An 11,839-nucleotide genomic window follows, 5' to 3' on the forward strand; every position below is an offset into this window, starting at 1 on the left:
CTGCTCCCGGGTTCATAGTGCGGTACCTGCCTTGGTGGAATTGGCCACTGCCGAAAGCGGCGCCGGCGCGTCAATGGTGTTGGGGACAAAGCGGCAGAAGTAGTCGGTGACGGGCCCGTCCGACTCGCGGATGCCGCAGCCCACGGATTCGCCGTCCACCACCCAGAGGCCCAGGACAGGATGGTTGCCGTCAAAGTCCGGCAGGGCGTGGTACTGCTGGTAGCACCAGCCCTCGCGGCCGTAGCCGCCGGGCTGCTCCAGGCGGATGCCGTCGGCGTGGATCCGGATGTTGTCGCCTTCGCGTCCATGCAGGGGCTTGGCCACCCATTCCTTGAGCGGACCCGGATCGGACAGGTACGCGGGGAGCAGGTTCGGGTGGTCCGGGTACAGATGCCAGAGCGCGGCCAGCAGCGCCTTGTTGGAGAGCAGCATCTTCCAGGCCGGTTCCACCCAGCGCGGGTTGTGGGCGCGCTCCAGCAGCCGGTGGCCGAAGGGCTCCTTCATCATCAGCTCCCAGGGATAGAGCTTGAAGATGGTGCTGATTAGAAAGTTGTCCAGGTCCACGAAGCGGTTCAGGTTGGGGTCCCAGCCGATATCGGACATGTTGATGCCGATGGTGGTCCAGCAGGCCTGGCTGGCCACGTCCCGCATGTAGGCCGCCGTCATCCAGTCCTCGCCGGATTCCTCCACTTCAGAATGGGCCACGTGCAGGGTGCTCATGCCCGTGCGGTACTGGAACTTCTTCCACTGCCGGATCAGGGCCTCATGGATGCCGTTCCATTGGTCCTTCCCCGGGTGGACGTCCTGCAGCCAGAACCACTGCGCAACGGCGGCCTCGATGAGCCCGGTGGGGGTGTCGGCGTTGTACTCGAGCATCTTGGCTGGGCCGCCCTGCCCGTCGTAGATGAAGTCGAACCGGCCGTACACGTCCACGTCGCCGGCCTGCAGGGAGGCCGCCGCCAGCTCAAGGGCCTGGGGACCGATGCCGATGCTGCCCATCGCGCCGGTGGCCAGGAACCTGGCTGCCTCCAGGCACATTCGGTGCATTTCTTCGGCGGTCTCCTCAAGGGTTTCCACCTCGTCCATGGTGAACTCGTAGTAGGCCGATTCGTTCCAGTACTCGATCTTCCGGCCGTCGTCCATGGTGGTGGTGGAGAACACCAGGCCCTGTTCTTCGATCTTCTGCTTCCAGCCGGGGCGGGGCTGGGAGGACATGCGCTTCACTTGTTAACCCCCTGAGACCTTGCCGCCGCCACCGCTTGACCCGCTCTTGGCACTGGTGCCGAAGCCGCCACGGCTGACCGTGCCGCCGCTGCTGCTGTAGCCGGTGGACGCCTTGGCGCCGCTGGGGATGGTCCGGGTGTAGTTCGGTGCGGTGGACCGGTTCTGCCCGATCGGCGGAACGCTTGCCCCGCGGGAGTAGAAGTACCAGGCGTAGACACCGCCGCTGCGGCCGGCCGAACTGTCGCAGTTGGTGTCTGCCACGCGCTCGCCGGTTTCGTCGTTGAAGCACACCTGCGCGTACTCGGGATCGTCCTCGTTGCTGGCAACCACTGCCGTGATGGTGCCGGCCAGGAGGGCGGTAACACCCAAGCCAACTACCACTGTGCGCCGCTGGGACCGTTTCTTCCGCGCTGCCGCCTCGTTGAGCTGCTTCTCCCGCTCGCGCGCGAACGGATCCACGGGGGTAACAGGCCCGTTCAGGAGTTCCGGCCGCAGCTCCGGCTTGGGGACCTGCCAGGGCGGTGGCTTGGCAGGGCTGCCGCCGCTGCTGTCGGTGTTTTCGGGCCCGTTTGCCGGATCCTTTTCCGGGTCTTTCCCGTCCGAGTCCACGGCGTCCCCCTCAGTTGTTAAACGGTTTGGGCGCAGCACTGCACCCCCACATGCAAGTCTCGAATCAGCGTAGTCCCTGGCGGTGCGGCCCGCGAGCACGAACCCGCCCCGGCAGCAGGGGAGAGGTGCCCATGGCCGGCGCCGGGCGGCGGTGCAGCGGGAAAACCCTAGACTGATGCCATGGAATCAGGTTCTGTGCTTGCCGTCTGCCGCGTCCACCAGCTCCTCGGTGACCAGGGCAGCGTGGGCGTCACGGCCATCGACAAACGCCCGGCCAGGGGTCCCGTCAAGGTCCACAAGCTGGGCCTCCGCGGCGACGTCCAGGCCAACCGGGTGCACCACGGCGGGGAAGACCAGGCTGTCTACGCCTATTCCCAGAATGACGCCGATTTCTGGGCCGGCGCCCTGGGCCGGGAGCTGCCGCCGGGAATTTTCGGGGAGAACCTGCGGGTGTCCGGCATCGAAGCCACCCACGCCGTGATTGGGGAGCGCTGGAAAGTGGGGACCGACGTCGAGCTGGAGGTCACCTCGCCCAGGGTTCCCTGCGCCACCTTCCAGCGGCGGATGAAGGAACCCCAGTGGGTGAAGCGCTTCACCGAGGAAGGCCGGGTGGGGGCGTACCTGCGGGTGATCCGCACCGGCAGCATCCAGGCGGGGGATCCCATCGAGCGGACGTTCGTCCCGCGCCACGGCATCACCATCGGCAGATGGTTCAGCGAGCCGGATGCAGACGTGGTCGCGGCCCTGCGGGGTGCCGAAGCCGACGGCGAGATCCGGCTGCAGGACGAATACCACACAAGTTCGGGGTGCTGCTGCGCCGGCTGGGGCAGTAGCAGCCCCGCCCGGGGCGGGGCATGTGCGCAAGCTCACCGCCGCCGTCGTCCGTCCGATTGGCACCGTGGCACTTGCGTGCCTTACACTTGAAACATCCCCCACTCCGGAAATCCCTTATTCCTGCCCAATTTTTGAGGCAGGACTGGCAAGTGTTGGGGCCCGCGCAAGCGATGCGGGCATTTTCATAGGGAGAGCCGGCTAAAGAAAACGCTGTACAGACTGCTGGGATAGCAGCCAAGAGATGCAGCGCGAAGTCCTGCCATGGGATTGCGAAAGCGCCGGACTTCTGTGACCGGCCGGTCAACGTTTGCCCGGCACCATCGGCACGTGTACTGCGGCTCCGCTCACCTCGGGTAGTGCCGCCTGGCCCCCTATGGATGAGGAACATCTCCCTATGCCCGAAAACCTGAACGAAACCACCGCTGTCATCGAAGAAGCTCCCGTGGCCGCCGCTGAGGCTCCCGCGGCCGCTCCGGCCGGTGAAGCCCCTGAAGCTCCCGCAACCGCGCAGGCCCAGCAGGATGACGAAAACACCGTGAAGTTCGCCGACCTCGGCATCGACGGCCGCGTCCTGGCCGCCCTGCAGGATGTCGGCTACGAAAAGCCCTCACCCATCCAGGCAGCCACCATCCCGCTGCTGCTCGAAGGCCGCGACGTCGTTGGCCTGGCCCAGACCGGTACCGGCAAGACTGCAGCATTCGCAGTGCCGGCGCTGTCCCGCCTGGCCGAACTCCACGACCTCAACGGCCCGTCCCGCAAGACCCAGGCCCTGGTCCTGGCCCCCACCCGCGAGCTGGCCCTGCAGGTTGCCGAGGCCTTCACCTCCTACGCCAAGCACATCGATGACTTCACCGTGCTGCCCGTCTACGGCGGCTCAGCCTACGGTCCCCAGCTGGCCGGCCTGCGCCGCGGCGCCCAGGTGGTTGTTGGCACCCCCGGCCGCGTCATCGACCACATCGCCAAGGGATCCCTTGACCTGTCCGAACTCCAGTACCTGGTGCTGGACGAGGCCGACGAGATGCTGCGCATGGGCTTCGCCGAAGACGTGGAGCAGATCTTCCAGCAGACCCCCGAGGACCGCCAGGTTGCCCTGTTCTCGGCCACCATGCCCAGCCAGATCCGCCGGATGTCCAAGCAGTACCTGAACGATCCCGCCGAGATCTCGGTCAAGACCAAGACCTCCACGGGCACCAACATCCGCCAGCGCTACCTGCAGGTCATGGGCCCGCACAAGCTGGACGCGCTGACCCGCATCCTTGAGGTTGAGGAATTCGACGGCGTCATCGCCTTCGTGCGCACCAAGATGGCCACCGAGGACCTGGCTGACAAGCTGAAGTCCCGCGGTTTCCAGGCTGCCGCCATCAACGGCGACATCCCGCAGCAGCAGCGCGAGCGCACCGTTGACGCGCTGAAGGAAGGCCGCATCGACATTCTGGTGGCCACCGACGTCGCCGCCCGCGGCCTGGACGTGGAGCGCATCAGCCACGTGGTCAACTACGACATCCCGCACGACACCGAGTCCTACGTGCACCGGATCGGCCGCACCGGCCGCGCCGGCCGCAACGGCGACGCGATCCTGTTCATGACGCCGCGCGAGAAGTACCTGCTGCGCGCCATCGAAAAGGCCACCCGCCAGCCGGTGGAGCAGATGCACCTGCCCACCGCCGAGACCGTGAACACGCTGCGCCTGGGCAAGTTCGCCGAGCGCATCACCGAGACCCTCGAGTCCGAGGACGTCTCGATGTTCCGCGACCTGATCGCTTCCTACGAGGAAGAGCACAAGGTGCCGGCAGCAGAAATCGCTGCGGCACTGGCCGTCATGGCACAGGGCGGGCAGCCGCTGCTGGTCAAGGAACTGCCTGCTGCGCCCGAGTTCCAGAAGCGCGAACGCTCCAAGGACGGCTTCGGCTCCCGCGGGCCGACCCGCGCCCTGACCGAGGGCAACGCCACCTACCGCATCGCGGTGGGCCGGCGCCAGCGGGTCATGCCCGGCTCGATCGTGGGCGCCATCGCCAACGAGGGCGGCATCTCCTCCGCCCAGATCGGCGGCATCGACATCCGCTCGGACCACTCCCTGGTGGAGCTGCCCGCGGACCTGAGCGCCGAGCAGCTGCGTGCACTGTCCCGCACCCGGATCGGCGGTGAGCTGATCCACCTCGAGCTGGACAACGGCCGCAAGCCCTCCGGTGACCGTGGCGCCTACCAGGGCAACCGGGGCGGCAACTTCAAGGGCAACGGCGGGTTCAAGAAGGAATTCCGGAAGAACGACGGCGAGCGGTCCTCCGCCGACCGCGGCGGCCGTTCCTACAGCGACCGTTCCGAGCGTTCCTTCAGCGACCGTGGTGACTCCCGTTTCGCCGGCCACGGCGATGGCTCCCGCAAGCCCCGCAGCGCCGGTGACAGCGGCCACCGCGATTTCAACCGCAAGGGCAAGTGGTAAACCTTCCGGACGTTGAGTAATTGACGACGTCGATGGGCCGGCTTTCGAGCCGGCCCATCGGCATTTAACCGGGGGCCAGGTCCGGCCGGTGTGGGGCTCGACACATTTGGCGCCCAAGACCTTGGGGAGGGGCCCCGGGCGGCGGCTTCCGCCGTCGTACGCCCGCCGCTCCATGGCCTCTGCAGGCCCGGAATCCCGCGGAATTTCCACCGACAAGCGCCAGGAAAAGTGCGCGATTCCGGATCGTGGGAGCACCCGGAGGGCCGATTTGTTGGTGCGGAAATCTTCCGGTAGAGTATTTACTCGTTGCCCCCCTAGCTCAGTGGTAGAGCGCGTTCTTGGTAAGAACGAGGTCACCGGATCGATTCCGGTGGGGGGCTCTGAATGAGGGCCTGCGTCAAGGCGGTTTGACCGGCTTGACGCAGGTTTTTCTCATTCGTGGCGGTGTAGCTCAGTTGGTTAGAGCGCACGACTCATAATCGTGAGGTCGGGAGATCGAGCCTCCCCACCGCTACAGGCCAAGCCCCCGGAATCCCCCGAGATTCCGGGGGCTTTCCTGTTTGGGGGAAGATGCAGGTGAGTGGAGCATTCTCCTGGTTTCCCCCGAAATCCCTCCGAATCTCCACACGGTGGCTACAAAATGGCTACTGCGCTCCGGGAGCGCGTCAAAGGGTTCGGCGGCTTAGCCTTGCCCACTTGCCACAATCAATCAATTTCCCGTCAAGCCTCTGTGAGCTTGAAGATGCACGGCTTACGCTGAAGTTCTTCCGTAAGTCAGTGGACTAAGGAGGTTCTGTGAAGGGGTGGGTCCATCCAACAGTGCGACGCGGCACGATCTATTGGAATGCGCAGGCAGTCGGCTTTACGGGTCTTGCCCTTGTCCTCATCTTCTTCGCTGTGCAGGCCCCCACGGCCGAGCGGTTCTGGTGGGCCGGTCTCGCCGTGATTGCGGCAATCCTCTTCTGGTTCCTGGCGAGGAAGATGATCAAGGACCTGCAACACGAGTTCCGGTACGAAGACGATGAGGACGCTGAGAAGCAGACTTGATCTCAGGCCCTTTATGGGCTCAAATTCAAAGAGGGCGCTCCGGTACCGCTCTTAGCTTCCTGCTCCCTTGTAGGCCCTGCCAGCAGGTCATGGAGGGCCGCAGCTTCCAGTAATTAATGACTGGCTGGCGACCTTCAGCACAGATGACGCCCGACGCCGGGCGTACCGGCAGCTCGGCAGGATGTTGCAGTACGCGGTGGACTCGGGCTACCTTGCCGCCAACCCCGCACGTAACGCCACGATCAATAACGTACCCACCCCTGAGCCCGCACGGGAACCTGCCGCCCTCACCGCCCCGCAACTCATGGCGCTCGCGGAGCAGGCCGCCACGGGCGGACGCTACGCCGGGCACTCTCACGATGCCTACAAACTCTTGATTCTCTTCGCTGGAACCACGGGGTTGAGATGGTCGGAAGTCTCTGGCCTGAAGGCGGGTACCCTCATGTTTGGCGACAACCCCGAGGTTGTCGTCCGATCTACCCTTGTCCCGGTGGACGGGCGGTTGCAGTTCAGGGAGACGACCAAGGGGCGCAAGCCTCGCACGGTACCTATCCCTCGCTCAGTTGCGAGTGAGCTTGAGGTGCACGTGAGGCCTATGGCCCCCACTGGTCTGGTGTTCACTTCGCCAACCGGTACCCAACTCAGGGCTTCCAACTTTGCCCGGCGCGTGTTCCATCCAGCAGTGGAACGATGCCGGGCATTGGACTCGACGTTCCCCGAGATTGTCTTTCACGACCTCCGGCGTACCGCCGTCACCCTGGCGATCAGTGCCGGGGCCAACGTGAAAGTGGTCCAGCAGATAGCCGGGCATAGCTCTGCAGTAACCACGCTCGACGTGTACGCCCAACTCTTCGCCCACGATGCTCATTCCTCAGCACGGGCTGTGGATGCCCTGCTGAATGGCGACGTTGCTTAACCACGGAGGTGGCGAAGAGAAAGAAGGTGGCTACAGAATGGCTACAAAAGTTCGTATGTGCGCAGTAAAAACGAAGCGGAACTGCACGACTCATAATCGTGAGGTCGGGAGATCGAGCCTCCCCACCGCTACAGGCCAAGCCCCCGGAATCCCCCGAGATTCCGGGGGCTTTCCTGTTTCCCGGGCACGATGCCTCCGCCCATCCAGGCGCAAGCGACGCGCTGAACCATTCCCGCCAGGGATATTCACCTGCGCTGCCCGCATCCGGGCCTCGACATGGACCATGGGGTGCGGAAGGGAATCTGCGGGTCGTGACAAGACACACCATTGCGCAGTAGCTTGGCAGCAACTGGCGGACGGGGGATTCGGTGGACATTCTGGCAGCGGTGATGGAGCCGTTCCGGTGGCTCGTGTCCGCCACAATGGTCGTATGCCACGACTTCCTGGCGGGCGCGGGCATGCCGGCGGCCAGTGGCTGGACCTGGACGCTGTCCATCATTGGCCTGGTGCTGGTGATCCGTGCCGCGCTGATCCCGGTCTTCCTGGCCCAGGTCCGCGCGCAGCGCCGCATGCGGCTGCTGCAGCCGGACCTGAAGGAGCTCCAGGACAAGTACCGGGGCCGGACGGACCAGGCGTCCCGGCAGGCCATGGCCCAGGAGCAGATGGCCCTGTACAAGAAACACGGCACCAATCCGTTCTCCGCCTGCCTTCCGCTGCTGATCCAGGCACCGTTCTTCCTGGCCCTCTTCCAGGTACTGTCCGGAATCTCCAACGCCGCGCGGCAGGGCACAGGCATCGGGACCATGCGCCCGGACCAAGTGGTTCAGTTCGATTCGTCCAGCATCTTCGGGGCGCCGTTGTCGGCCTCCCTGCTGCACGGCAGCGGCAACCTCGCCGCGGTGGCCGTGCTCGCCGTCGCCATGATCCTGGTGATGACCGCCTGCCAATTCGTGACGCAGAAGCTGGCAGCCTCCCGTGCCATGGCCGGCCAGGACAGCGACAGTCCGCTGGTGCGCCAGCAGAGGATCCTCCTCTATGTCCTGCCGCTGGTCTTCGGTGCGGGCGGGATCTTCTTTCCCATCGGCGTCCTGGTCTACTGGACGGTTTCCAACCTCTGGACCCTGGGACAGCAATCGCTGGTGTCCCGGGAGCCCACCCGGACGTGATGCCTGCGGGAAGAGCGGGCCCAGGGCGCAGCCGGCGTGGTGTACGTGCGTTACAGATGTTGACCCAGCAGGCAGAATGAAGGCATGACACGCATCGCCATCATCGGCGGCCACGGGAAAGTGGCCCTCCTCCTGTCCGAACTCCTCACCGGCGAAGGCCACTCGGTCACCTCGTTCATCCGCAACCCGGATCACTCGGCTGACGTCGCTGCCACCGGTGCCGTCCCCGCGGTCCTGGACGTGGAACATTCGACGACGGCGGACATCGCCGAAGCGCTGAAGGGCCACGACGCCGTGGTCTGGTCTGCCGGTGCCGGCGGGGGCAATCCCGAGCGCACCTATGCAGTGGACCGTGATGCCGCCATCCGTTCCATGGACGCCGCGGAACAGGCCGGCGTGGACCGCTATGTCATGGTGTCCTACTTCGGCGCCGGCAAGGACCACGGGGTTCCGGAAAGCAACAGCTTCTTTGCCTACGCCGAAGCGAAGGCAGCGGCGGATGAGCACCTGCGGAACTCGGGCCTGGCATGGACCATCCTTGGCCCAAGTGCCCTGACCGACGGCCCCGGAACCGGGCGGATCCATGTGGACCCCTCACCCGAAGAGGAAGCTGACACGTCCCGGGTCAACGCGGCGATCGTGGCCGCGGCCGTGCTGGACCTGCCGCACACCGCGGGCCGGACCATCGAGTTCTGCGACGGCAGGCTCCCCGTGGCGGCGGCACTGGATCCCCGCCCGTAGCGGCGGGCCGGGAAGAGGCTGATGGATCAGCTTGCCCTCATCGTTGGATTGCTCCTGGCCACGGTGGTGGCCGTGGGCCTGGGGGACAGGCTGCGGTTGCCGTATCCGGTCCTGATGCTCCTCCTGGCGGTTGCCCTGACGTTCATCCCGGGCTTCCCTGCGCTGGAGATCGACCCCGAACTGATCCTGCCCATCTTCCTGCCACCGCTGTTGTTCGCCACCGCGCAGCGAAGCTCGTGGGCCGTGTTCAGGGTCAGGTGGCGGACGCTGATTATGCTGGCGGTGGCCCTGGTGGTCATCAGCACGGCCGTGGTGGCCGGGGCGGCATGGCTGATGATCCCGGGCATCGGGGTCCCGGCCGCCATCGCCCTGGGCGCCATGGTGGCACCGCCGGATCCTGTGGCCGTGGAATCCGTGGCAGGCCGCGTGCATATGCCGCGCCGCCTGACCACGGTCCTTCAAAGCGAGGGCCTCTTCAACGACGCCGCCGCCATCGTCATCTTCCAGGCCGCCGTCGCTGCCGCAGTGGGCGGCAGCAAGGTGCGGCCCGACGTCGTCCTGCAGTTCCTGGTGGGCGCGGCACTTGCCGTCCTGGTGGGCGTTGCGATGGGTTGGCTGATCGCCCTGGTCACCCGGCTGGTCAGCTCCATGGTGGCCCGCAGCGCGGTCACCCTGGTGGTGCCGTTTGCCGCCTACATCCTTGCCGAGGAAGTCCATGCCTCCGGCGTTATCGCCGTGGTGGTCACCGCCCTTGAGATGCAGCGCCACGCGCGCCCGCAGGACGCCGCCGAACGGGTCACCCGGACTGCGTTCTGGGACGTGGTGGAGTTGCTGGTCACCGGACTGGCTTTCGGCTTGGTGGGACTGGAAATCCGCCATGTCGTCCGGGACGAAGGCACCGCGGTATTCGGCATGGCAGGGGTGGCGGCCGTAATCTGCGTCCTGGTCTTCGCGGTCCGGTTCCTGTGGCTGGCAGTGCTGGCCCTCGGCGCGAGGAAACGCCGGAACCTCCTCCAGCCCACATCCCTGAAGGAAGTCCTCATCCTTACCTGGTGCGGCATGCGCGGCCTGGCCACGCTTGCCCTGGCGCTGGCCCTGCCGCTCACCCTGGCGGACGGCACGCCGTTCCCCGGGCGGGACTACCTGCTGGTGATTGCCTGCGCGGTACTGTTGGCAACTCTGGTCCTGCCCGGGCTGACCCTGCCATGGCTCATGAAAGTCCTGAACGCAACGGAGGACGGCACCGCCGAACGCGACGCCGTCCGGCTGCTCGCAACCCGCGCCCAGGAAGCCGCCGTCGCAGCCCTGAAGCAACATGACCTCATGAAAGACCTGCCCCCTGAGAAGGTGTCGCTGGTCAAGGACCGGATGCGCCGCCTGCATGCGGAGCTGACGGACGGCAGCCTGCGGGACGAGCCGTTGGCGGAGAAGCGCCAGCGGGGACGCGAACTGGCCATCGCCGTGCAGACCATCGCCCTGGACGCGGCCAGGCAGGAAGTGGTGGCGGCCCGGAACGAGCCGGGCATGGACCCGGAAGTGGCGGACCGGGTGCTCCGGCAGCTGGACCTGCGCACCATGGTGATGCCTGAGTGAGCGGTCCTATGCGGGGATGACCGGCGCAGGAAGTTCCAGGTCCAGGGAGTTCTTCTCCACGTAGTCCAGCGCGCAGCGCACCGCGCCCACCGTCACGATCGAGTCGCCCAGCGGGGACACGGCCACCCGCGGGGGAGTGGCGGTGAAATCCTCCAGGCGTTCAGTGATGGAGGCGAGCAGGACGTCCGCCGATTGGGCGACGCCGCCGCCGATCACCACCAGCTCCGGGTTCAGCATGGTGGCAACGGTCCCCACCACCCGGGCCATCCTGTCCGCAAGCCTGTCCAGGATGCCCACCGCCACGGCGTCCCCGCCGGCCGCGGCGGCGAAGACGTGCTCAGCCTCCACCCTCCCGTGCCCGCCGTTCCGGAGGGCAGTGGGCACTGGCGTGGCGAGGGCTTCGGCGGCCCACGTCCTGGCCAGGTAGGCGACGCCGTAGGTGTCGCCCACACCTTCCACCAGGTCCAGGTAGGCAAGCTCGCCCGCGCTGCCCCGGGTGCCGTGGACCAGCCGGCCGCCCTCGACGATGCCCGAGCCGAGGCGTTCGCTGGCCAGGATGACCACGACGTCGTCCACCCCTGCGGCTGCGCCCTGCCAGCGGTCACCCAGGGCAGCGAGGTTGGCGTCGTTTTCCAGCAGTACGGTCCAGCCCCGGGTTTCCTTGAGCGCCGGGCGCAGCCCCAGGTCGAAAAGGCCCCAGAATTTCTGCGTGGCCACCACCTCCCCGTGCCGGTCCACCGGCGCGGCCACCCCGGCGCAGACGGCCAGCACCTGTCCGGGCTCCGCTCCGGCGGCGTGGAGCGCGGCCATGGCCACCCCGTCGATGAAGGCGATGCGTTCACGGGAGCCCACCTCCCCGGCCTGGAAGGGCCGGCTGGACCGCCCCAGGACAGTGCCACGGAGATCGGAGGCAACCACGGTGACCTTGGAGTAGCCGATGTCCATGCCGAGGACCACGCCCGCGCGTTCGTTGAGTTCGAACCGGCGGGCGGGCCGGCCCTTCTGGTAGCCGCCGAACTCGCGCTGGTTCTCCCGCTCCAGGATCCAGCCGCGCCGGACCAAATCCTCGCAGACGGCGATGGTGGTGGCGCGGGTCAGCCCGGTGGCAGCCATGACGTCCGTGACCGTCACCGCACCCGAGGCGCGCATGAACTCCAGCACTGCGCCGGCGCTGACCCGCCGCAGCAGCTGGGGAGTCGCGGGAACGGGTTCAGCCATGCTGTTGACCTTCCTGTACAAAGCACCAGATAATACTTGGGAAAGTAAATT

General features: G+C 66.5%; 9 protein-coding genes, 2 tRNA genes and 1 pseudogene. 9 read left to right on the forward strand and 3 right to left on the reverse strand.

The genetic code is table 11. From position 1 onward, the window contains the following. Positions 1-12: 12 nt before the first annotated feature. Positions 13-1,215 (reverse strand): glutathionylspermidine synthase family protein, encoded by a 1,203-nt coding sequence (locus tag PUN71_RS02100; protein ID WP_502859817.1) that lies wholly within the window; start codon positions 1,213-1,215, stop codon positions 13-15. A gap of 12 nt (positions 1,216-1,227) precedes the next feature. Then, a complete protein-coding gene (locus PUN71_RS02105) occupies positions 1,228-1,833 on the reverse strand; it encodes a Tat pathway signal protein (protein ID WP_277797192.1) in 606 nt (201 codons plus the stop codon). Between the two features lie 180 nt (positions 1,834-2,013). On the opposite strand from PUN71_RS02105, the pseudogene PUN71_RS02110 reads away from it, so the two are divergent. The 9 genes and pseudogenes from PUN71_RS02110 (at position 2,014) to PUN71_RS02150 (ending at position 10,570) form a co-directional block, all read left to right on the forward strand. Continuing rightward, a pseudogene (locus PUN71_RS02110) lies at positions 2,014-2,666 on the forward strand (MOSC domain-containing protein). 395 nt (positions 2,667-3,061) lie between these two features. After that, entirely contained in the window at positions 3,062-5,107 is a 2,046-nt protein-coding gene (locus PUN71_RS02115) for a DEAD/DEAH box helicase (protein WP_277797193.1), read from the forward strand. Between the two features lie 308 nt (positions 5,108-5,415). Then, positions 5,416-5,487: transfer RNA gene (locus PUN71_RS02120), tRNA-Thr, on the forward strand. A 60-nt stretch (positions 5,488-5,547) separates the two neighbouring features. Further along, positions 5,548-5,621, forward strand: a tRNA-Met gene (locus tag PUN71_RS02125). A 281-nt stretch (positions 5,622-5,902) separates the two neighbouring features. Further along, a complete protein-coding gene (locus PUN71_RS02130) occupies positions 5,903-6,154 on the forward strand; it encodes a hypothetical protein (protein WP_277797194.1) in 252 nt (83 codons plus the stop codon). A 304-nt stretch (positions 6,155-6,458) separates the two neighbouring features. Continuing rightward, on the forward strand, positions 6,459-7,070 hold the full coding sequence (locus PUN71_RS02135; protein WP_277797292.1) for a tyrosine-type recombinase/integrase: 612 nt from the start codon (positions 6,459-6,461) through the stop codon (positions 7,068-7,070). Positions 7,071-7,438: 368 nt separating this feature from the next. Beyond that, on the forward strand, positions 7,439-8,236 hold the full coding sequence (gene yidC, locus PUN71_RS02140) for a membrane protein insertase YidC (RefSeq protein WP_277797195.1): 798 nt from the start codon (positions 7,439-7,441) through the stop codon (positions 8,234-8,236). Positions 8,237-8,320: 84 nt separating this feature from the next. After that, positions 8,321-8,977 carry an SDR family oxidoreductase gene (locus PUN71_RS02145; RefSeq protein ID WP_043454075.1) on the forward strand — a complete coding sequence of 219 codons (657 nt, stop codon included), beginning with the start codon at positions 8,321-8,323 and terminating at the stop codon, positions 8,975-8,977. Positions 8,978-8,998: 21 nt separating this feature from the next. Beyond that, a complete protein-coding gene (locus PUN71_RS02150) occupies positions 8,999-10,570 on the forward strand; it encodes a Na+/H+ antiporter (protein ID WP_277797196.1) in 1,572 nt (523 codons plus the stop codon). Between the two features lie 6 nt (positions 10,571-10,576). On the opposite strand, the gene PUN71_RS02155 is transcribed toward PUN71_RS02150, so the two are convergent. After that, positions 10,577-11,788: an ROK family transcriptional regulator gene (locus PUN71_RS02155; RefSeq protein ID WP_277797197.1), complete on the reverse strand. Its 1,212-nt coding sequence runs from the start codon at positions 11,786-11,788 to the stop codon at positions 10,577-10,579. Between the last annotated feature and the right edge of the window lie 51 nt (positions 11,789-11,839).

It is taken from the genome of Arthrobacter sp. NQ7, assembly GCF_029581595.2.
Taxonomy (GTDB): domain Bacteria; phylum Actinomycetota; class Actinomycetes; order Actinomycetales; family Micrococcaceae; genus Arthrobacter; species Arthrobacter phenanthrenivorans_B.